Consider the following 20,912-nt stretch of genomic DNA (forward strand, 5'->3'; position numbering starts at 1 on the left):
CGGCGCCGCCTGGGGCGCCGTCCGGCCCGTGCCGGAACTACCCTGGGAAAGGTGGCAGGGACCGTGCTCACCAACACCGGGCTCGACGTGTTCCTCGACGGAACCCCGGAGCTCCGTGACCCTTCGTCCGTACGTGCCGCCGACGCGGTACTGGCGTTGCTGGCCCTGCGCGGGGCCGACCGCAGGAGCGGGCTGCCCGAGCCGAGCGTGGAGCTGGTGCGGCGGCTTCTCGTCGAGGACGCGCCGGCCTTCGTCTACGCCACCCCCGAGGAGCTGCCGGCCTACCCGGCCGTGCTCGTGGCGCTCACCGCGCGCGTGCGGGAGGCCGGGAGGCTGAACGCGAAGCGGCAGGCGCGGATCGTGGCCGCGGTCGAGGACATCGTGCCCGACTTCGAACGGGCCATGAAGGACCCCGCCAACTACACCTGGCAGCGCTGGTACGCCTCCCTGCTGCGCGCCGACGGGACCGACCCCGCCGACCCCGGCGCCGTACGGGCCTGGCTCGCAGGGCACGACGGGATGCGGCCGCCGGACGGGCTCCACCGCGCGGACCTGATGAACCGCAGCGACGTCGCCGACACCCTCCTCGCCGACGCGCTCAGCGGCGCCTACGTGCGCGAGGCGGAGCGGCCCTCACCCGCCGGGCCGCTGCTCACCGACGCGGACGTCGCGCACGGTCTCGGCAGGCTGGGCGGGCTCCTCGTCGACCGGTGGACCGCCGAAGGGCTCTCCGAGGCGCTCACCGGGCCGTACGCCCATCTGGCCCCGGGACCCGAGGCCTTCCCGCACCTCGTCCTCGCCGACACGCTGCTCGACGAGCACCTCAACTACTACGGGGACTCCTCGATCCCGCTGCCGCCCCCGCCCGTCGAGGCCCATGAGCCCCAGCGCTCCGTCGAGGCCGGGGCGGACCTGCTCGCCGCCGCCGTCGAGGAGATGAAGGGCGAGGACGGCGGTCTGTACGACGGCGAGGCCGCCCACCTGCTCTACGCGCTCTACCAGCGCGGCGCCTGCGCCGAGTCGGTCGCCCGCAGGGCCGCCGAGTTCGAGGACTGGCCGGTCGACCCCCGCATGGAGGACGCCCCCGTTCTCGTACCGGCGAACGCCCCCGCGGAGTACGCGCTCCCGCCCCTCGACGAGCTGTCCCGGCTCACCGGGACCGAGGCCACCGAGGAGCAGCGGGCCGTGCTCGAACCGGGCGCCCGCGCCATGGCCGGCGCCGTCGACCGGCTCGCGGGTACCGGCATGGTCTTCCGTACCGGCGACGCCTTCGGGCTCACGCCCTGGGGCGTCGAGGTCCTCCACTACCTGCTGCGGGTCCGCTGGGTCGCGGCACCCGACGGCAAGGAGGCCGCCGCCTGGGACGCCCGTACCGTGATCGCCGCCGCGGAGGGCTGGTCCGCCTCCGCCGCGACCCGCGTCCTCGCCGAGTGGCTGCACGCCCGCGACAACACCGTGGACGCCTGGTCCGCGCTGCTCGGGGCGCTCGGAACGGTCCACGCCGGGACCTTCGAGGCCGCCGGGACGCGCGCGCTCTTCGGCTTCCTCGACCCCGAGGCCGTCCCCGTCGAGGCGCTCCGGGCCGCCCTGGGCGACCCGGTGATGGGCGCGTACGCGTACGGGGTGCTGCGCGCCCGGGGCGAGGCGGCGGACGAGACCCGGGTCCCGCGGTCCGCGCGTGCCGTTCTGATCCTGGACCGGCTCTTCCGGCACGGGGAGGACGGCCGGGCGGTCCTCGACACGGCCGCCGAGGGCTGGCCCGGCGGCCTCGACGCGCTCGTCGCGGAGATGGCGGCCGTCGACGCGTACCTCGCCGAGCGGACCCTCGGACCGCTCCGTGTCCCGATGCCGGACACGAAGCGGACGAACGAGCGGGCGCGGCGCCGTGCCCGGAGCGGCCGGGGCGGACGCCGCACCCGCTGATCCCCGTGGGGGGTCGGTGCGACCGTCAGGAGACGGCCGACAGATACATGCCGGAGGCCCCGGCCCCCGCCGTGTTGCGGCAGGAGAAGTTCCCACTCGGCCGGTCCTGGATCAGCGCGAGGCAGCGTCCGAGGGCCAACTGCCCGTAGTGGTTGGGGTGGACGTTCTCCTGGATCGGCCCCTGCGTCTCGTTCGGGTCGATCCAGCGGGCCCACTCGCTCGTCGTGGCCGAGGCGGGCACCGTGGAGCTGACCAGCTTGCTGGCCTTGGCGCACACCTCACGGCCCTGGAGCATGTCGCGCAGGTCCATGAACTGCACCCCCTTGCTCGCCGCGACCCCCTTGAGCCGGTTCGAGACCTGGGGGACCAGCGAGTCCCGGGCCCAGTCGGAGTCAAGGTTCCAGAAGGGGCAGCCGCCCGTGCTGGTGCGGCTCCAGCCGCTCTCCGCGTAGCGGTTCTCCGATGCGCGCGGGATGGGCGAGGGGTACGACTGGAGCACGATCCGGTAGTCCGAGGCGGCGTATCCGGCTGCCGACATCACCGCGCGGATCTCGTCGACGGACTTGCCGACGTTCGCCATCGCGGTGTCGATCTTCGCGTCGACCGCGGCCTGCTGGTCGTCGTGGCAGTACGAGTACCAGACGATGTAGTCGGTCGCGCAGGACCGGATGATGTCGGCGAAGCCCAGGTCGTTGCCGCCGATCGACAGCACGATCGTGCCGACGTCGTGGGAGGCGGCGACGGCCGCGAGCTGGTCGGCCTGCGGCGCCTCGCCCTTGTACGCCACGCCGCCGTTCGAGGCGCGGAAGACGTTCCGGGTCGTCGCCCCCGAGCAGGCCAGGTTGATCAGCGCGGAGGCGATCGGCCCCGCGCTCTTCACCTCGGCCGAGTCGGAGCGGTGACAGCCGTTGGCCGCGGTCGTCCCGTACACCCGCGAGGGGTCGTACGCGCTGCCCGTCCATGCCCGGTCGGTGCCGTTCCGGTTGCCGCTCGTGGTCAGGCTGTTGCCCTGCCAGCGGCCCGCCTCGCCGGAGATGTAGCTGTCGCCCATCGACACGACGGCGGTGGGGCCCGAGCCGTTCGCGGCGACCGTCGGGGCCGCCCCGGTGGCCAGCAGGGTGCCCGTGGCGAGGGCGACGGTGGCGAGGGTGGCGAGTCTTCGGACCGTGCGGTGGGGGGTTCTGGGCATGGCTGTGTTCTCCTGCGTCGGTGCAGAGGAGTGGGGGACAGCCGCCGGCCGGTGGCATGCGGAATCTGGCACGCCATGGCTTGTTACCGCTAGGTAGCGTCTGGTTTCGGTTGCGTCACGTGCCCTGTGAAACACACTGGAGCGAAAGTCCGGGGGAGCCGGCACACGGGAAACGGCCCCGCCCCCGGTGCTGTGCGTTCACCGGGGGCGGAGCCGTTCTTTCGCGGGTCACCGGGATCGTGCGGGGACGCCGCGTGCTGTTCGGCCGCTGTGCGGGTCGGCCGAAGTCAGGGGGACTCAGCCGATGAGCTGGTCGTACGCGGGGAGGGTCAGGAAGTCCGCGTAGTCGGCGTCGAGCGAGACGTGCAGCAGCAGGTCGTGCGCCTGCTGCCACCGGCCGGCCGCGAAGGCCTCCTCGCCGATCTCCTCGCGGATCGCGGCCAGTTCCTCGGCCGCTACCTTGCGGGCCAGCTCGGGTGTGGCCGTCTCGCCGTTCTCGAACACGACACCCGCGTTGATCCACTGCCAGATCTGCGAGCGCGAGATCTCGGCGGTGGCCGCGTCCTCCATCAGGTTGAAGATGGCGACCGCGCCGAGGCCGCGGAGCCAGGCCTCGATGTAGCGGATGCCGACCTGGACCGCGTTGCGCAGGCCGTCGTACGTCGGCTTGGCGTCGAGCGAGTCGATGGCGATCAGGTCACCGGGCGCCACCGACACGTCCTCGCGCAGCCGGTCCTTCTGGTTCGGCTTCGCGCCGAGGACCGCGTCGAAGGAGGCCATCGCGATCGGCACCAGGTCAGGGTGGGCGACCCAGGAGCCGTCGAAGCCGTCGCCGGCCTCGCGGTCCTTGTCCGCCTTGACCTTCTCGAAGGCGACCTTGTTGACCTCGGCGTCCTTGCGGGACGGGATGAAGGCCGCCATGCCGCCGATCGCGTGCGCGCCGCGCTTGTGGCAGGTGCGGACGAGGAGTTCGGTGTACGCCCGCATGAACGGGGCCGTCATCGTGACCGCGTTGCGGTCCGGCAGGACGAACTTCTGCCCGCCGTCACGGAAGTTCTTGACGATGGAGAACAGGTAGTCCCAGCGGCCCGCGTTGAGGCCCGCCGCGTGGTCGCGGAGCTCGTAGAGGATCTCCTCCATCTCGTACGCGGCCGTGATCGTCTCGATGAGGACGGTGGCGCGGACGGTGCCCTGCGGGATGCCGACGTAGTCCTGAGCGAAGACGAAGATGTCGTTCCAGAGGCGGGCCTCCAGGTGCGACTCCGTCTTCGGGAGATAGAAGTAGGGGCCCTTGCCGAGCTCGATCAGGCGCTTGGCGTTGTGGAAGAAGTACAGGCCGAAGTCGACGAGCGCGCCGGGGACCGGGCGACCCTCGAACGTCAGGTGGCGCTCCTCCAGGTGCCAGCCGCGCGGCCGCATGACGACCGTGGCCAGCTCGTCGGCCTGCTTCAGCGCGTAGGGCTTGCCCGACCTCGGGTCCGTGAAGTCGATCTGCCGGGTGTACGCGTCGATCAGGTTGACCTGGCCGAGGACGACGTTCTCCCAGGTCGGGGCCGAGGCGTCCTCGAAGTCCGCGAGCCAGACCTTCGCGCCCGAGTTCAGCGCGTTGATCGTCATCTTCCGGTCGGTCGGGCCGGTGATCTCGACGCGGCGGTCGTTCAGGGCCGCCGGGGCCGGCGCGACCCGCCAGGAGTCGTCCGCGCGGATCGCGGCGGTCTCCGGCAGGAAGTCGAGGGTCGAGGTGCGGGCGATCTCGGCGCGGCGCTCCGCCCGGCGGGCGAGGAGCTCGTCCCGGCGCGGGGTGAACCGCCGGTGCAGCTCCGCCACGAAGGCGAGGGCCGCGTCGGTCAGCACCTCCTCCTGCCTCGGCAGGGGCGCGGCTTCGACGATCGCCAGGGGGGACGGCGCTGGTGCGGACATGAACGGTCACTTCCTTCAGCGGACTACGCGGGCGGTGCTGGGCGGTGCCTTGCGGTCGCCGGGCGTCACGGATCGGCACGGAGTGCCGCAGGCGCCGAGATACGGCCGCGGAGCGCCGTCAAAGGATCAGGCGCTTCTGAACAGTGGATACTAGTTTCCTCATGGTGGAAGTTCAATCGTTTGTTGATGTCGAGATTCTCTGGATCGACAGAACATGGCGCTGAGTGCCACGTCCTTCACTCAAGGTGCGCCAGATCCGCCTCCGTGTCGATGTCGTAGGGCTCGGCCACATCCGAACAGTCCACCAGGGTGATCGCATCCCGGTGCGTCTTCAGGTAGTCCCGCGCGCCCTGGTCGCCGACCGCCCCCGCCGCGATCCCGGCCCAGCGGTCCGCCCCGAACAGCACCGGGTGGCCGCGCTTCCCGTCGTACGAGGCCGCCGCGAGCACGTCCCGGGTGCGGTACGCCGACCTGACCCGGTCCACCGCCTCCGCGCCGATCCCCGGTTGGTCCACCAGGGAGACGAGCGCGGCGTCCACCGGCAGCGCCTCGGCCGCCAGCGAGGCGAGCCCGGCGCGCAGTGAGGACCCCATGCCCTCGGCCCACTCCGGGTTGTCGACCAGGACGCAGCCCGGAAGGTGCGCCCGCTCCCGTACGAGCTCGGCCGAGGCCCCCAGCACGATGTGGATCACCTCGCAGCCGCCCTCGCGCAGCACGCGCACCGCGTGCTCGACCAGCGGGCGGCCGCGGTGGGTGAGGAGGGCCTTGGGGCGGCCGCCGAGGCGCCGCCCGCCGCCCGCGGCGAGGAGCAGACCGGCCACCAGAGGAGTGGAATGCCGTGTGTTCGTCATGCTGACTGCATACCGCATGACACGGACGCCTGAATTGTGTCCACGGTGTGGCGCGCCGGGCGCGGAATGGCGTTAACTTGCTCGCGACTCCGGGCGCCCGACCACCGTTCGTCGGTCGGCTCGGAGTGGGGGAAGTTCGGCGCACAGTGTCGTGCGAGGGGGAGAACTGTTGTTGCGAAGCGTTGGGCAGAGGCGTGTGACAACCGGCGGCGACGAGGACCCGAGGGTGGCGGAGCTGCGTGCCGCCGTCTCCCGGCTCCGCCGTGAACTCGCGGGCCACCGGGCCGAGTTCACCGACCGTGGGATCGCCGAGGACGAACTCGCCGCACTGGACGCGATGGCCGTCAGCGGTATCCCCGAGGTCCGCCGGCTGCGCCGCTCCCTGCTCCTGATCGCCGGCTCGATCGGCTCCGTCAGCGCCCTCGCGGGCGGGCTCGCGAACGTCCGCCAGGCGGTCGAACTCTTCGGCGAACCGCCCCGCGAGGTCTGATCCGCTCGGGGCAGCCGCCTCGCTCGCTCAGGACGGGTGCCGGATCAGCCGCCGTGTGGTCGCCGTCGCCACCGCCGCCGTACGGGAGTCCACGCCCAGCTTGGCGAAGATGTGCACCAGGTGGGACTTGACCGTCGCCTGGCTCAGGAACAGCGCCTTGCTGATCTGCTGGTTCGACAGCCCCTCGCCCACCAGCTGGAGCACCTCCAGCTCCCGCTTCGTCAGCGCCTCCGCCGGGGTCCGCATCCGGTCCATCAGGCGGTGCGCCACCGCGGGGGCCAGCGCGGACTGGCCCGCCGCCGCGGTGCGGACGGCGGCCGCCAGCTCCTCCGGCGGGGCGTCCTTCAGGAGATAGCCCGAGGCGCCCGCCTCGACCGCCGCCAGGATGTCCGCGTCCGTGTCGTACGTGGTCAGGACCAGGACACGGGGCCCGCCGGGACGCGCCGTGATCGCCGCCGTCGCCTCCGAGCCGTGCATCCCCGGGCCGAACTGCAGGTCCATCAGGACCACGTCCACCCCGCCCGCCCCGGAAAGCTCCACCGCGAGCTCCACGGCCCGCTCGGCCGTGGCCGCCTCGCCGACCACCGCGAAGTCCGGTTCGGTGTCCAGGACCGCGCGAAGACCGGCCCGTACCACCGGGTGGTCGTCGGCCAGCAGAAGACGGATCGTCATGTCGGCTCTCCAGCGGGAAGGGGGAGGGACACGGCGACCGCCGTGCCCTGGCCGGGGGCGGACTCCACCGTGAACGTGCCGCCCAGCGACTCCGCCCGCGCGCGCATCGCCGGAAGACCGAAGCCGCCGTCCCCGGACGCGGGCGACGGCAGCGCCGGGTCGAAGCCCTTGCCGTCGTCGACCACGTCCAGCGTCACCGAGCCGGCCATGTACGACAGGGTGAGCTCAGCGCGGCCGGCCGAGGCGTGCCGCACCGTGTTCGCGAGCGCCGACTGGGCGATCCGCAGCAGCGCCACCTCGTACGGCGTCGGCAGCTCCACCGGCGTCCCGCTCACCGTGAGGCGGGCGCGCGGTGACGGCTCGGGGCCCGGCTCGCACAGCCGCTCCAGGGCCGCCGCCAGCGAACCGTGCTCCAGGTCCGGCGGTGAGAGCGCCCGGACGAACCGCCGGGCCTCCGCCAGATTTTCCTGCGCCGCCCGGCGCGCCGCCTCGATGTGCCCGGCGGCCGGCGAGCCCGCCGGCAGCGCGCGCTCGGCGGCCCGCAGCAGCAGCTGGATCGACGACAGCCCCTGGGCGAGCGTGTCGTGGATCTCGCGGGCGAGCCGCTCGCGCTCCGCGAGGGTGCCCGCGTGCCGCTCGGCCGCCGCCAGCTCCGCCCGGGTCTCGATCAGCTCCTCCACCATCCGCCGGCGCCGCTCGCTCTCCCGGTACAGCGCCTGGTAGCCGAGGACCGTCGCCACGGCCACCGCGGCGCCGAGCAGCGGCCCGATGAAGACCCCCGGGTTGACCGCCGCGCCATGGCGCACGTACGACAGGATCGCCGCGGCCGCCGTCAGGGTCACCGCGGGCAGCGCCCAGCGGACCGGCAGCAGATGCAGCTGGAGGAAGTACAGCGGGAAGGCCACCCACAGCCCGTCGGGCGTGGCCCAGAGCAGCGCCAGCCAGGACGCCCACAGCACGGCCAGCCAGAGCGCGGCGGCCCGCTGCGAGTCCCGTACGGCGGGCAGCGCCGAACCGGCCGCGTACACCCCGCCGGTCACCGCCGCGAGCGCGACCCCGGCCGCGGAGTCCGCCTTCAGCGCCGCGAGGGCCAGCAGTCCCGCCATCAGCAGGTGCAGACAGACGCGCAGCGCGCGCAGGGCGGGGGTGAGGGAACGCGGATCCATGGTCCGTCCAGCGTAGGCCGGGCCGGACAATCCGGACTCAACCGAAAGTTTGATTGTGGAGCCATCCGTGGCGCGATGCCGGGGGCCGTCGGTGCCGGGAAAGCTGGGCCGCATGTTCGTGGCATGGAGAGACCTGAGATTCGCCAAGGGGCGATTCACGCTGATGGGGGCCGTGATCGTGTTGATCACCCTGCTCGTCGGCCTGCTGTCCGGGCTGACCGCCGGACTCGCCCGGGAGAACATCTCGGCGATCACCGGTCTTCCGGCGGACCGGCTGGCCTTCGCCGCCCCGCCGTCCGGCCAGTCGGTCTCCTTCACCAACTCGACGGTGACGGAGGGGCAGTGGCGGCAGTGGGCCGAGCGACCCGGCGTGACGAGCGCGGAACCGCTCGCCATCCGCACGCTCAACGGCGCGGCGGGAGACCGGACCGCCGCCGTCTCCGCCTTCGGTACGGAGCCGTCGGCGGCCCTCGCGCCGGAGAGCGGGAAGCTGGGGCCCGGGCGGGTCGTCCTCTCCGAGTCCGCCGCCGAGGAGCTGGGTGTCGGCGTGGGCGGGTCCGTCCGGCTCGGCCCGTTGGAGGCGCGGGTCGCGGCGGTCGCGGGCGACGCCTCGTACAGCCACACGCCCGTCGTCTGGACCTCGCTCGACGACTGGCAGAAGCTCGGGCACAACGGCACCGGCCCCGAGGAACAGGCCACGGTCGTCGCCCTCGACCTGACGGGCGACGCGGACCCGGCGGCCGGGGACGAGGCGATCGGCACGGAGTCGCGCACCATCGACGGGGCGCTCACCGCCATAGGGTCCTACCAGGCGGAGAACGGCTCGCTGCAGCTGATGCGCGGTTTCCTCTTCGCCATCTCCGCGCTGGTCATAGGGGCCTTCTTCACCGTCTGGACGATCCAGCGGAGCGGCGACGTGGCCGTCCTCAAGGCGCTCGGCGCCTCGACCCCGTACCTGCTCAAGGACGCGCTCGGCCAGGCGGTCCTGATGCTCGGCGCCGGGACGCTGTCCGGCACCGCCCTCGCGGTCGGCGCGGGCGTGCTGATCAGCGGCGGGAACGTGCCGTTCGTCCTGGAGCCGCTGACCGTGCTCGGCCCGGCCGCCGTGATGATCGTCCTCGGTGTCCTCGGCGCCGCCCTGTCCATCCGGCGGATCACCGCCGTCGACCCGCTGACCGCGCTCGGGAGCGCCCGATGACTCTCCTCCTCGACGACGTGACCCTGACGTACCCGGACGGCGAGGGGCGGCTGACCGCCCTGGACGCGGTCTGTCTGGAGGTCCCGGCCGGTCGCCTGACGGCGGTCGTGGGGCCCTCGGGCTCGGGCAAGTCCAGTCTGCTCGCGGTGGCGGCGACGCTCGTGACACCGGACCGGGGGCGGGTGGTCGTGGCCGGTACGGACACGGGGCCGCTCGATCCGGCGGCTCGGGCGGCGCTGCGGCGCGAGCGGATCGGGATCGTCTTCCAGCAGCCGAACCTGCTGCCCTCGCTGACGGCGGTGGAGCAGGTGCAGGTGATGGCGCATCTGTCCGGGGCGAAGCCGAAGGCGGTACGGGCCAGGGCCCTGGCCCTGCTCGACGCGGTCGGCCTCGCCGACCAGGCGGCGCGGCGGCCCCACCAGCTGTCCGGCGGTCAGCGCCAGCGGGTCAACATCGCGCGGGCCCTGATGAACGAGCCGTCCGTGCTGCTCGTCGACGAGCCCACCAGCGCGCTCGACCACGAGCGCGGCGCGGCGGTCATGGACCTCCTGGCGGACCTGACCCGGGAGCGGTCCACGGCGACGGTCCTGGTCACGCACGACCGCACGCACGCGGCCCGCGCTGACACGGTGGTCCTGGTGGAGGACGGCCGGCTCACGGGGGCGCGGACGCCCGCCGCCTGACCGAAGGGTGCACGGAAAGAGGCCCTCTCCCCACCGGGGGAGAGGGCCTCTTCGACGCGTGCGCGTGCGCGTACGGCGTCAGCGTCACGCCTGGCCGTTGGCCGCCGTGTTCGCGAGGGCCGTGGAGAGCTCCTGGGCCACTTCCTGGAGGATCGGGACGATCTTCTCCGTCGCCGACTCCGTCACCCGGCCCGCCGGGCCCGAGATGGAGATCGCCGCCGCCGTGGGGGAGTTCGGGACCGACACCGCGAGGCACCGGACTCCTATCTCCTGCTCGTTGTCGTCGACCGCGTACCCCGTGTCCCGCACGGCGGCCAGCGCGTCCAGGAAGCCCTCCGGCGTGGTGATGGTCTTCTCCGTCGCCGCCGGCATGCCCGTACGGGCGAGCAGCGCGCGCACCTCGTCCGCCGGGGTGTAGGCGAGCAGCGCCTTGCCCACACCGGTGGAGTGCGGCAGCACCCGGCGGCCGACCTCGGTGAACATGCGCATCGAGTGCTTGGAGGGCACCTGGGCGACGTACACGATCTCGTCGCCGTCGAGCAGCGCCATGTTCGCGGTCTCGCCGGTCTCCTCGACGAGTCGCGCGAGGTACGGGCGGGCCCAGGTGCCGAGGAGTCGCGAGGCGGACTCGCCCAGGCGGATCAGGCGGGGGCCGAGCGCGTACCGGCGGTTGGGCTGCTGGCGTACGTAGCCGCAGGCCACCAGGGTGCGCATCAGGCGGTGGATGGTGGGCAGCGGCAGTCCGCTGCTGGCGGAGAGCTCGCTCAGCCCGACCTCGCCCCCGGCGTCCGCCATCCGCTCCAGAAGGTCGAAGGCACGCTCGAGGGACTGGACGCCACCGCTCGCGGCGGCGGGCTTGGCGGCGTCGGAGGTGCTGGCGCTGGACGTCGGCACGTCAAGGTCCTTTCGGGGCAGGCGGGCAAGGCAGCAGCCTACCGGGCCGTCGGGTCGGACACACGGTCCCGGTCCCGGCGTAAAGGCCGGTCAAGGGGTGTTTGTCCGGTGTCGGCGGGCGCCCGGGGGCGTCCGTCTCCACCCCGCATGTACGGAGCTACGTTCTACTGTACGAAATTTCTATTCCACTTCATGGAAACATCCAAGTGGCGGTCGATCGTCGACGGGCATCGCCGCGCGACGGCCTCATGCTGGAAGTGTGCCCTTGACGACATGTCGTCCTGAGTGAAGACTCCTTCAACAGTTCGTTGAAATTCTTGCTGGAAGGGGTACGGGTGGACGTCAACCTGGTACTGCGCTCGACTCGCGTCATCACCCCGGAGGGGACGCGGGCCGCGTCGATCGCCGTCTCCGGCGGAACGATCGCCGGTGTGCTGCCGTACGACGCCGAGGTCCCGGCCGGCGCCCGGCTTGAGGACGTCGGCGACGACGTCGTGCTCCCCGGGCTCGTCGACACCCACGTGCACGTGAACGACCCCGGCCGCACGGAGTGGGAGGGCTTCTGGACCGCCACCCGCGCCGCCGCCGCCGGTGGCATCACCACGCTGCTCGACATGCCGTTGAACTCGCTCCCGCCCACCACCACGGTCGAGCACCTGCGGATCAAGCAGGACGTCGCCCGTGCCAAGGCCCACATCGACGTCGGCTTCTGGGGCGGCGCGCTGCCGGACAACGTCAAGGACCTGCGCCCGCTCTTCGACGCCGGTGTCTTCGGCTTCAAGTGCTTCCTGTCCCCGTCCGGCGTCGACGAGTTCCCGCAGCTGGACCAGGAGCAGCTGGCGAACTCGCTGGCCGAGATCGCGGGCTTCGACGGCCTGATGATCGTGCACGCCGAGGACCCGCACCACCTGGAGGCCGCCCCGCAGAAGGCCGGCGAGAAGTACGCCGACTTCCTCGCCTCCCGGCCGCGCGACGCCGAGAACACGGCCATCGAGAACCTGATCAACCAGGCCCGCCGGCTCAACGCCCGCGTCCACGTGCTGCACCTCTCCTCCTCCGACGCGCTGCCGCTGATCCGGGCCGCGAAGGACGAGGGCGTCAAGATCACGGTCGAGTCCTGCCCGCACTTCCTCACCCTCACGGCCGAGGAGATCCCGGACGGCGCCACCGAGTTCAAGTGCTGCCCGCCGATCCGCGAGGCCTCGAACCAGGACGCGCTCTGGGAGGGCCTGGCCGACGGCACGATCGACTGCATCGTCTCCGACCACTCGCCCTCCACCGCCGACCTCAAGACCCCCGACTTCGCCTCCGCCTGGGGCGGCATCTCCTCCCTCCAGCTCGGTCTGCCGGCCATCTGGACCGAGGCCCGGCGCCGCGGCCACGACCTGGCCGACGTCGTCCGCTGGATGTCTGCCGCCCCCGCCGCCCTCGCGGGCCTGGACCGCAAGGGCGCGATCGAGGTGGGCCGCGACGCCGACTTCGCCGTGCTCGACCCCGAGGCGACCTTCACCGTCGACCCGGCCGACCTCGAGCACCGCAACCGCGTCACCGCCTACGCCGGCAAGACCCTGCACGGCGTCGTGACCTCCACCTGGCTGCGCGGTGAGCGCATCGCCGACCGCGGCACCCTCGCCGAGCCCACCGGCCGCCTCCTCGAAAGGACCCACTGACCCGTGACCGGCATACCCTCCTTCACCGGCGACGCCAGCCCCTACGGCGGCGGTGACCCGTACGCCGACTACCGCACCGCGGACTTCCCCTTCACGCAGTACGCGGACCTGGCCGACCGGCGCCTCGGCGCGGGCGTGATCGCCGCCAACGACGAGTTCTTCGCCGAGCGCGAGAACATGCTGAAGCCCGAGGCCGCCGAGTTCGACCCCGAGCACTTCGGTCACAAGGGCAAGATCATGGACGGCTGGGAGACCCGCCGCCGTCGCGGTGTCTCGGCCCAGCAGCCCCACCCGACCGAGGACGACCACGACTGGGCCCTCGTACGCCTCGGCGCCCCCGGCGTCGTACGCGGCATCGTCGTCGACACCGCGCACTTCCGCGGCAACTACCCGCAGGCCGTCTCCGTGGAGGCCGCGTCGGTCGCCGGCTCCCCGTCGCCGGAGGAGCTGCTCGCGGACGACGTGAAGTGGACGACGCTCGTCCCGCGCACCGCCATCGGCGGCCACGCAGCCAACGGCTTCGCCGTCGACGTCGAGCAGCGCTTCACCCACCTGCGCGTCAACCAGCACCCCGACGGCGGCATCGCCCGACTGCGGGTCCACGGCGAGGTCGCCCCCGACCCGCGCTGGCTGGCCGTCCTCGGCACCTTCGACCTCGCGGCCCTGGAGAACGGCGGCCAGGTCGAGGACGCCTCCGACCGCTTCTACTCCCCGGCCACCAACACCATCCAGCCGGGCCGCTCCCGCAAGATGGACGACGGCTGGGAGACGCGGCGCCGCCGCGACAAGGGCAACGACTGGATCCGCTACAGCCTGGCCGCCGAGTCGGAGATCCGCGCCGTCGAGATCGACACCGCGTACCTCAAGGGCAACAGCGCGGGCTGGGCGGCGCTCTCCGTCGCCGCCGAGGGCTCCGAGGACTGGACGGAGATCCTGCCCAGGACCCGCCTCCAGCCCGACACCAACCACCGCTTCGTGCTCGACACCCCGGCGGTCGGCTCCCGCGTCCGGATCGACATCTACCCCGACGGCGGCATCTCCCGCCTCCGCCTCTTCGGTTCGCTCACCGAGGAGGGCGCGGCGCGCCTGACGGCCCGCCACCAGGAACTGGGCGGGTAACGACACCCCGCCCGGCCCGCGAGGGCGCGCCGACCCGACAGCACCGGCGCGCCCTCGCGAAATCCCCCTTTCTCAGGGCTCCACCGCGCGGCCCCCCTACGCCGCGTGTCCGCCGTCCACCGCGAACTCCGCGCCCGTCACATACGCCGCGGCCGGGCCCGCGAGGAAGGCCACCGTCGCCGCGACCTCCTCCGCAGTGCCGAAGCGACCCAGTGCCGTCAGGGCCGCCTGGTCCGCCGCGTACGGGCCGTCCACCGGGTTCATGTCGGTGTCGATCGGGCCGGGGTGGACGATGTTCGCGGTGATGCCGCGACCGCCGAGCTCCCGGGCGAGCGCCCTGTTCAGGCCGATGAGGGCCGACTTGCTCATCGCGTAGAGCGTCCCTCCGGGGCCGGGGACGCGCGCCGTCATGCACGAGCCGACGGTGACGATCCGGCCGCCCCGTGCCATCCGCCCGGCCGCCGCCTGGGCGGCCAGGAACGCCGCCCGCACGTTCACCGCGAGGACCCGGTCCACGTCCGCGAGGGCCAGCGTGTCCAGCGGGGCGATCACCCCGACCCCGGCGTTGTTGACCAGCACGTCGAGCCGGCCGAACGCGTCCGCCGCCCACTCCACCGCGCCCGCCGCGTCGCCCGGGTCCGCCGCGTCGGCCCGCAGGGGGAGCGCCGTGCGCCCCGCCGCCTCGATGGCCGCGGCCACCTCCTTCGCCCGCTCCTCGCCCGTGACGTAGGTGAACGCCACGTCCGCGCCCTCCCGGGCGAGCCGCAGCGCCGTGGCCGCGCCGATCCCCCGGCTGCCGCCCGTCACCAGGACCGCCCTGCCTTCGAGCCCGTTCTTCGTGGACATCGCTGAACCTCCGTCAGACGTACGCGTCATTCGTTGCGGGTTCAATCAAAGGCTGCGCCGCAGGAGGGTGCTGGCGGCAATCGGACGTCGACGATCAGGCGTCCCGCGCACCGATGACTTTCGCCGGGCGGTGCGGTCAGAGCTTGTGAGACACGATGGACCGGGGGCACCGCACCCGGTACGCACAGCGGCACCCACAGCGAAGGGGCACCACCATGGGCAAGCTCTCCCTCACCCAGTTCGTGACGCTCGACGGCGTCTACCAGGCGCCCGGCGGCCCCGACGAGGACCGCAGGGGCGGCTTCGAGCACGGCGGCTGGGCCTTCCCGTTCGACGACGACGACTTCGGCGCCTTCGTCGACGAGGTCTTCGGGCGCCCCGCCGCCTTCCTGCTCGGCCGCCACACCTACGAGATCTTCGCCTCGTACTGGCCCAAGCAGACCGACCCCGCCAACCCCATCGCCTCCCAGCTCAACGCCCTCCCCAAGTACGTCGTCTCCCGCACGCTCCAGTCGGCGGAGTGGGACCCGACGACGATCCTCTCCGGCGACGCCGTCCAGGAGGTCGCGGCCCTCAAGGACCGCGTCGACGGCGAGATCCAGATGCACGGCAGTGGCGGGCTCGCGCGGACCCTGCTGGCCGCCGACCTCATCGACACGCTCCACCTGCTGGTCTTCCCCGTCGTGCTCGGTACGGGCTTCCGGCTCTTCGCCGAGGGCGCCAAGCCCACGGCCTTCCGCAACGTCGCCTCCAGGGCCACGAGCACGGGCATCTCCATCAACACGTACGAGCTGGCCGGCCGACCCGAGTACGGAACCTTCGAGTAGCCGAGCGCAGCAGAAAGGTGTAGCCACCACCGGACTCTCCCGGTACGGTGATCGTCCCGTGTGCGAGCCGCTGAAGTCTCCACCCCGTCCGACGTGTTGGAGCAGGCCGCCCCGATGTCCACGATCGCCGCATCCCTGCCGTACCGCGCCCCGCGCCGCGCCTGGCTCACCGACCTTCCGGTGCTCCTCGTCGCCGTCGTCTGGGGCGCCAGCTACCTCGCCGCCAAGGGCATCACCACCACGCACACCGTCGTCGCCGTCCTCGTGCTGCGCTTCGCCGTCGTCCTGCCCGCGCTCGCCGTCGCCGGATGGCGCGGGCTGCGGGCGCTGCGCGCCGCCCAGTGGCGCGGAGCGGGCCTCCTCGGGCTGATCCTCAGCGGGATCTTCCTCCTGGAGACCTACGGCGTCGTCCACACCTCCGCCACCAACGCGGGCCTGATCATCAGCCTCACCATGATCCTCACCCCGCTCGCCGAGGCCGCCGTCACCCGGACCAGGCCCTCCCGCGCCTTCCTCGGCGCCGCCGGTCTCTCGGTGGCCGGCGTGCTGCTGCTGACCCAGGGCGCCGGCTTCACCACCCCGTCGCCCGGCGACCTCCTGATGCTGCTCGCCGCCCTCGCCCGTACCGTGCACGTCATGGCCATGGCCCGGCTCAAGGCCGTCCAGGACGCCGACTCGCTCTCCCTCACCACCGTCCAGCTCGGTTCGGCCGTCGCCGTCTTCGCGCTGCTCGCCGCCCTCCCCGGCACCGGCGCCTCGCCCTGGTCGGTGGCGCTCGACTTCGGGCCGCGCGAATGGGCCGGACTGCTCTTCCTCTCCGTCTTCTGCACGCTCTTCGCCTTCTTCGTGCAGATGTGGGCCGTCCGCCGCACCTCGCCCTCCCGGGTCAGCCTGCTGCTCGGCACCGAACCGCTCTGGGCCGCCGCCGCCGGCATCGCGATCGCCGGCGACCGACCCGGCGCCCTCGGGGCCGTGGGCGCCATCCTCGTGCTCGCGGGCACGAGTTGGGGGCGCCGCGCCACCGACGAGAGCGCCCGGTAGGTTCTTGCCCCATGCGTTCACTGCCGTACGACATAGACTTCCGTGCCCGCGCCCGACGGACCCAGGGCTGGGGGCTCGGGCTGCTCGCCGTCGCCGGACTGCTGTGGATCTGCTTCGCGGCCGGGATCTTCTTCCCGTACACCACCGCCGACGGCCGCGACGAGGACGAGTGCGAGTCCCGCTGGAGCTCCGAGTACCTGCACAGTCAGCGCAGCTCGTGCGTCGCCGAACGCGACTGGCCGGAGATGACCGCCGTCCTCGCCGGCTCGATCCCCTTCGCCGTCATCGGCGGGGTCCTCTACACCAGCGGCTCCGTCTCCCACCGGATGGCCGAGCACCTCGCCGAGGTCACCCGCCTCAACGAGGCGAGCGACGCGCGGGAGCGGCGCTCCTCGTAGCACCTGGGCGCACGGGTGCTTCAGGCCTCAGGGGCGTTCCCAGAACTGGAGCACCCCGCCGACGGAGAAGCACACCGCGCCGGCCAGGGTGCCCCAGTTGGCGATGTCGACGTTCACCAGGCCGCCGGTCGCGGGCCGGGTGAAGGCGGCAAGGGCCGACACCATGAAGAGGACCGAGCCGAGCTGGTTGACCGCGACGATCCACCAGGCGAGTTCGTGCGCGCGCACGCGGGGCCGGCCGTGGCAGACCTCGACCAGGGCGAGGTGCCCGGAGACGAGGAAGAGGATGCAGCCGATCATGTCGGGGGTCCACACCAGCCGGTTCTCCTGCTGCACCGAGAGCCCGTGCAGCAGGGAGCCCACCAGGTTGATGCCGAAGACGATCGTGCCGGCGAACAACAGGAACGCGCTGAGCCAGTCGATCCGCGCGGGCTCGTAGCGCCACCACGACCAGGGCCGGGTGGTGAGTCCCCCGGCGGCACCCTCCCGCTCGGGGGTGTTGACGGCCTGGAGGAGTGAGGCGTACCCGCCGGTGTTGAAGAACAGGCCGCCGGCGAAGTAGATCCAGGCCCCCGTCACCGCACCGAACTGGGCCAGGCCGGCGCCGAGGGCGAAGAGCGCCCCACCGACCGTGAACGCTCCCGCGGCCACGGCGTTGAGCCGGCGCGCCCGGCCGACCGCCACGCTGTCCGCCGTCCGCGAGCGGGGCTCCGGCTCCCCGGCGGCGTGTACGGTCAGCCGCGCCCGCTTGCGCGCCTGGCGCGACTCCCAGACCGCGGTGCCCCCGTCGACGAGCCGCCAGGTGAGCCGGGTCGTGAACGGTCCCGCTCCCTCGGCGTGCTCGGTGCCACTGGTCACCCGCCGACTCTATCCCCGGGGGGATGAACCGCGCCTTTCGGGCAGGCGGGGGGCAGTCCCTAGGCGAGCACGTTGACGGCGCGGGCGATCACGAGACCGAGGATCAGCAGGGAGACGAGCGACTGGATCGCCATCGCGATCTTGGCCCAGTGCGCCAGCGGCATGACGTCCGTCGGGCTGAACGCCGTGGCGTTGGTGAGTCCCAGGTACAGGTAGTCGACGTACCGCGGGCGCCAGTCGGGGGTGCTGAGCTCGGGGCTGAGCTGCTGGGGGAAGGCGAGCGCGGGCGTGGCGGGCATCCGATGGGCGCGGGCCGCCGCGCCACCGCCGTCGAGTTCGAAGTACAGCAGGGAGAAGGCGAGGACGGTCCCGGCCCAGACGGTGCCGCCGGTCTGCAGCAGACCCGCGGCGGAGGCGGTCTCCTTCCCGCCGCTGACGATGTCGTCGACCAGCTGGACGGTCGACCAGACGGCGCCGAGCGCCAGCGCGCCGACCAGGGCGATCGCCACGCCGCGCAGGGCGGTGGAGCGGCGGTCGATCCGGCCGGGGTCGCCCGCGATCAGCGTCAGCAGGAGCAGGCCCTCGACGCTGGGGAGCACCCACTTGGGCGCCAGCCGCAGGTCGTCGGGGAGCAGCAGGGTCAGCACCATGGCGAGGACGACGGCGGTGGCCATCGGCCAGCGGGACTCGCCGACGACCCGGTCCCGCTGCTGGGCCGGCGGCCCGGCAGCCCCCGGGGCGTGCTCTCCGCTCACGTCGGTCGCCCCCTGTCGGTGTCGCGGCCCGGTGCGACGTGCCCCTGCCGCCCCGATCCACCCCACTCCACTACACCTGGGTCAGGCGCGCACCGCCCGGGACCCGTCCGGGGCAACCGGTCCGCCGCGGCTCCGCCTCACGTCCGGCGCCTGGTGTCGGCGATCATGACGATCGCGAAGCCGACGACCGCGATGGCGATGTTGGCGAGGATCTCGCGGTCCTCGAGGAACCAGACGTTCTCCGTCAGGAACCGGGTGAAGCCCATGAAGGGGAACCAGCCGGTCAGCTCGCGCAGCACCCCCGCGATGCCTCCGACGAGGATCACGCCACCCACGAACTCGAGAATCTTCTTCATGGGGCGATCATGGTTCCCCGCCCGTGCGGCCCGCGTCCGTCCGGAGGACAGAGCCGGTGCTACCGAAGTCTCGTGCTCCGCGACTTTGGTCGCGTCCGGCCCTCCGCACCCGGCCGTACGCCCCTGACGTGCGTACGTTGGGGGGTATGACACGTACGGACCCCTACGCCTGGCTGCTGCCCTCGGCCATGGCCGACCCCGCGGCCGCCGGTGCGCCCGGCCGCAGGCCGCGGCGGACCGTACGGGACTGGGTCGTCGACACCGCCCTCTTCCTGTGCGCCGTCTTCGTCGGCCTCCTCGCCGCCGAGACGAGCGACCAGTACAACAGCGAGGCCGTGGCCTTCGCGGACCAGATCGTCGGCGCCGCCGCCTGCTGCGCCCTCTGGCTCCGCCGCCGTTGGCCCGTCGGCCTCGCCGTCGTGCTCACCCTTGTCAGCGTCGTCGCGCCCGTCGCCGGGGGCGCCTTCCTGGTGAGCCTGTTCAGCGTCGCCGTCCGGCGGCCCTTCCGCGAGATCGCCTGGATCGGCGTGCTCGCCGCCCTCTCCTCGGTCGCCTCGGTCTTCGTACGGCCCGACCCCTCCACCGGAGCACCGCTCGGGATCGCCATCGGACTGATCCTGATCCTGCTCATGACCGCCTGGGGCATGCTCGTACGCTCCCGGCGCCAGCTCGTCGAGGCGCTGAGGGAACGGGCCAGGCGCGCCGAGGCCGAGGCCGAGCTGCGCGCCGAGCAGGCCCAGCGGCTCGCCCGGGAGGCCATCGCCCGCGAGATGCACGACGTGCTCGCCCACCGCCTCACCCTGCTCAGCGTCCACGCGGGAGCCCTGGAGTTCCGCCCGGACGCCCCGCCCGAGCAGGTCGCCCGGGCCGCCGGCGTCATCCGCGACAGCGCCCACGAAGCGCTCCAGGACCTCCGCGAGATCATCGGGGTGCTGCGCGCGCCCGGCGAGGGCGGCGAGGGCGACCGCCCCCAGCCCACCCTGGCCACCCTCGACGAGCTCGTCGCCGAATCCCGCGCGGCCGGGGCGAAGGTCGTCCTGGACACCACCGTCGACGACCCGGCCGCCGTCCCCGCGGCCACCGGCCGCACCGTCTACCGGATCGCGCAGGAGGGCCTCACCAACGCCCGCAAGCACGCCCCCGGCACCGACGTCACCGTCACCGTGCGCGGCCGCCCCGGCGAGGGCCTGACCGTCGACGTGCGCAACCCCGCCCCCACCGGTCCCGTCCCGCACGTCCCCGGTTCGGGCCAGGGCCTCATCGGACTCACCGAGCGCGCGACCCTCGCCGGCGGGCGCCTCGACCACGGCCCGGCCCCCGACGGCGGCTTCACCCTCCACGCCTGGCTACCGTGGCCCCCATGACCATCCGGCTGCTCATCGTCGACGACGACCCCCTGGTCCGCGCGGGACTCACCCTGATGCTCGGCGGCGCCGACGACATCGAGATCGTGGGGGAGGGCACCGACGGCCGGGACGTCCCCGACCTCGTCGCCCGGCTCGCCCCCGACGTCGTCCTCATGGACATCCGGATGCCGTACGTCGACGGTCTCACCGCCACCGAACGGCTGCGCGCCCGCCCGGACGCCCCCCAGGTCCTCGTCCTCACCACCTTCCACGCCGACGAACACGTCCTGCGCGCCCTGCGGGCCGGGGCCGCCGGGTTCGTCCTCAAGGACACCCCGCCGGCCGAGATCGTCGCCGCCGTGCGCCGGGTCGCCTCCGGCGAGCCCGTGCTCTCCCCGACCGTCACCCGCCAGCTGATGACGCATGTCGTCGGCCACCAGGAGCCGCCCCGGCGCACCACCGCCACCGGCCGTCTCGCCGAACTCGCCGAACGGGAACGCGAGGTGGCCATCGCCATCGGCCGAGGGCAGTCCAACGCCGAGATCGCCGCCGCCCTGTATCTGAGCGTGCCGACCGTCAAGACCCACGTCTCACGGATTCTGGCCAAACTCGACCTCAACAACCGTGTCCAGATCGCCCTCCTGGTCCACGACGCGGGCCTCCTGGACGAGGACGGCTGACACCCGCGACCTAGGGTCTTTCGTTTGGAT

General features: G+C 73.0%; 21 protein-coding genes. 11 read left to right on the forward strand and 10 right to left on the reverse strand.

Translation table 11 applies throughout. From position 1 onward, the window contains the following. Positions 1–51 precede the first annotated feature (51 nt). Entirely contained in the window at positions 52–1,923 is a 1,872-nt protein-coding gene (locus ACF09C_RS05665) for a hypothetical protein (protein WP_392089093.1), read from the forward strand. A gap of 25 nt (positions 1,924–1,948) precedes the next feature. Here ACF09C_RS05665 and ACF09C_RS05670 read toward each other — a convergent pair whose 3' ends face one another. The 3 genes from ACF09C_RS05670 to ACF09C_RS05680 all read right to left on the reverse strand — a co-directional run bounded on the left by ACF09C_RS05670 (position 1,949) and on the right by ACF09C_RS05680 (position 5,883). Next, entirely contained in the window at positions 1,949–3,112 is a 1,164-nt protein-coding gene (locus tag ACF09C_RS05670) for a GDSL-type esterase/lipase family protein (protein ID WP_392089095.1), read from the reverse strand. A gap of 297 nt (positions 3,113–3,409) precedes the next feature. Continuing rightward, the gene (gene aceB / locus ACF09C_RS05675) at positions 3,410–5,032 is read right to left on the reverse strand and encodes a malate synthase A (RefSeq protein ID WP_392089098.1); all 1,623 of its coding nucleotides are present in this window, start codon (positions 5,030–5,032) and stop codon (positions 3,410–3,412) included. 236 nt (positions 5,033–5,268) lie between these two features. Beyond that, positions 5,269–5,883, reverse strand: a complete 615-nt coding sequence (locus ACF09C_RS05680; RefSeq protein WP_392089101.1) for an NTP transferase domain-containing protein — start codon at positions 5,881–5,883, stop codon at positions 5,269–5,271. A 169-nt stretch (positions 5,884–6,052) separates the two neighbouring features. Here ACF09C_RS05680 and ACF09C_RS05685 point away from each other — a divergent pair, with 169 nt between their 5' ends. Continuing rightward, positions 6,053–6,373: a DUF5955 family protein gene (locus ACF09C_RS05685; protein ID WP_362412570.1), complete on the forward strand. Its 321-nt coding sequence runs from the start codon at positions 6,053–6,055 to the stop codon at positions 6,371–6,373. Between the two features lie 27 nt (positions 6,374–6,400). Here ACF09C_RS05685 and ACF09C_RS05690 read toward each other — a convergent pair whose 3' ends face one another. Next, positions 6,401–7,045 (reverse strand): response regulator, encoded by a 645-nt coding sequence (locus tag ACF09C_RS05690; protein ID WP_392089103.1) that lies wholly within the window; start codon positions 7,043–7,045, stop codon positions 6,401–6,403. After that, positions 7,042–8,211 (reverse strand): sensor histidine kinase, encoded by a 1,170-nt coding sequence (locus ACF09C_RS05695; protein WP_392089106.1) that lies wholly within the window; start codon positions 8,209–8,211, stop codon positions 7,042–7,044. The genes ACF09C_RS05690 and ACF09C_RS05695 overlap by 4 nt, the downstream gene beginning before the upstream one ends. Before the next feature lie 112 nt (positions 8,212–8,323). On the opposite strand from ACF09C_RS05695, the gene ACF09C_RS05700 reads away from it, so the two are divergent. After that, positions 8,324–9,409 carry an ABC transporter permease gene (locus tag ACF09C_RS05700; RefSeq protein WP_392089108.1) on the forward strand — a complete coding sequence of 362 codons (1,086 nt, stop codon included), beginning with the start codon at positions 8,324–8,326 and terminating at the stop codon, positions 9,407–9,409. Next, positions 9,406–10,092 carry an ABC transporter ATP-binding protein gene (locus ACF09C_RS05705; RefSeq protein ID WP_392089110.1) on the forward strand — a complete coding sequence of 229 codons (687 nt, stop codon included), beginning with the start codon at positions 9,406–9,408 and terminating at the stop codon, positions 10,090–10,092. Before ACF09C_RS05700 ends, ACF09C_RS05705 begins: the two co-directional genes overlap by 4 nt. Before the next feature lie 84 nt (positions 10,093–10,176). Here the strand turns inward: ACF09C_RS05705 and ACF09C_RS05710 are convergent, their stop codons facing one another. Then, entirely contained in the window at positions 10,177–10,986 is an 810-nt protein-coding gene (locus ACF09C_RS05710; RefSeq protein ID WP_392089112.1) for an IclR family transcriptional regulator, read from the reverse strand. A gap of 335 nt (positions 10,987–11,321) precedes the next feature. Between ACF09C_RS05710 and allB the strand changes: the two genes are divergently transcribed. Together allB and alc are read left to right on the forward strand one after the other, a co-directional pair. Beyond that, positions 11,322–12,656, forward strand: coding sequence for an allantoinase AllB (gene allB / locus ACF09C_RS05715; RefSeq protein ID WP_392089114.1), 1,335 nt, complete (start codon positions 11,322–11,324; stop codon positions 12,654–12,656). Positions 12,657–12,659: 3 nt separating this feature from the next. After that, positions 12,660–13,775: an allantoicase gene (gene alc / locus ACF09C_RS05720; protein WP_362412548.1), complete on the forward strand. Its 1,116-nt coding sequence runs from the start codon at positions 12,660–12,662 to the stop codon at positions 13,773–13,775. Positions 13,776–13,871: 96 nt separating this feature from the next. Here the strand turns inward: alc and ACF09C_RS05725 are convergent, their stop codons facing one another. Beyond that, the gene (locus tag ACF09C_RS05725) at positions 13,872–14,621 is read right to left on the reverse strand and encodes an SDR family oxidoreductase (RefSeq protein ID WP_392089116.1); all 750 of its coding nucleotides are present in this window, start codon (positions 14,619–14,621) and stop codon (positions 13,872–13,874) included. Between the two features lie 215 nt (positions 14,622–14,836). On the opposite strand from ACF09C_RS05725, the gene ACF09C_RS05730 reads away from it, so the two are divergent. The 3 genes from ACF09C_RS05730 (at position 14,837) to ACF09C_RS05740 (ending at position 16,887) form a co-directional block, all read left to right on the forward strand. Beyond that, positions 14,837–15,448: a dihydrofolate reductase family protein gene (locus ACF09C_RS05730; RefSeq protein ID WP_392089118.1), complete on the forward strand. Its 612-nt coding sequence runs from the start codon at positions 14,837–14,839 to the stop codon at positions 15,446–15,448. 114 nt (positions 15,449–15,562) lie between these two features. Then, positions 15,563–16,489 (forward strand): DMT family transporter, encoded by a 927-nt coding sequence (locus ACF09C_RS05735; RefSeq protein ID WP_392090225.1) that lies wholly within the window; start codon positions 15,563–15,565, stop codon positions 16,487–16,489. 11 nt (positions 16,490–16,500) lie between these two features. Next, the gene (locus ACF09C_RS05740) at positions 16,501–16,887 is read left to right on the forward strand and encodes a hypothetical protein (RefSeq protein WP_392089121.1); all 387 of its coding nucleotides are present in this window, start codon (positions 16,501–16,503) and stop codon (positions 16,885–16,887) included. Positions 16,888–16,914: 27 nt separating this feature from the next. Here ACF09C_RS05740 and ACF09C_RS05745 read toward each other — a convergent pair whose 3' ends face one another. The 3 genes from ACF09C_RS05745 to ACF09C_RS05755 all read right to left on the reverse strand — a co-directional run bounded on the left by ACF09C_RS05745 (position 16,915) and on the right by ACF09C_RS05755 (position 18,856). Further along, positions 16,915–17,745, reverse strand: coding sequence for a hypothetical protein (locus ACF09C_RS05745; RefSeq protein WP_392089123.1), 831 nt, complete (start codon positions 17,743–17,745; stop codon positions 16,915–16,917). A 59-nt stretch (positions 17,746–17,804) separates the two neighbouring features. Further along, on the reverse strand, positions 17,805–18,500 hold the full coding sequence (locus ACF09C_RS05750; RefSeq protein WP_392089125.1) for a hypothetical protein: 696 nt from the start codon (positions 18,498–18,500) through the stop codon (positions 17,805–17,807). Between the two features lie 137 nt (positions 18,501–18,637). After that, the gene (locus ACF09C_RS05755; RefSeq protein ID WP_392089127.1) at positions 18,638–18,856 is read right to left on the reverse strand and encodes a hypothetical protein; all 219 of its coding nucleotides are present in this window, start codon (positions 18,854–18,856) and stop codon (positions 18,638–18,640) included. A gap of 146 nt (positions 18,857–19,002) precedes the next feature. Between ACF09C_RS05755 and ACF09C_RS05760 the strand changes: the two genes are divergently transcribed. Both ACF09C_RS05760 and ACF09C_RS05765 read left to right on the forward strand, forming a co-directional pair. Further along, positions 19,003–20,220, forward strand: coding sequence for a sensor histidine kinase (locus tag ACF09C_RS05760; protein WP_392089129.1), 1,218 nt, complete (start codon positions 19,003–19,005; stop codon positions 20,218–20,220). Continuing rightward, entirely contained in the window at positions 20,217–20,882 is a 666-nt protein-coding gene (locus ACF09C_RS05765; RefSeq protein ID WP_392089131.1) for a response regulator, read from the forward strand. Before ACF09C_RS05760 ends, ACF09C_RS05765 begins: the two co-directional genes overlap by 4 nt. Positions 20,883–20,912 lie beyond the last annotated feature (30 nt).

Source organism: Streptomyces sp. NPDC014870 (genome assembly GCF_043081505.1).
In the GTDB taxonomy this organism is placed as follows: domain Bacteria; phylum Actinomycetota; class Actinomycetes; order Streptomycetales; family Streptomycetaceae; genus Streptomyces.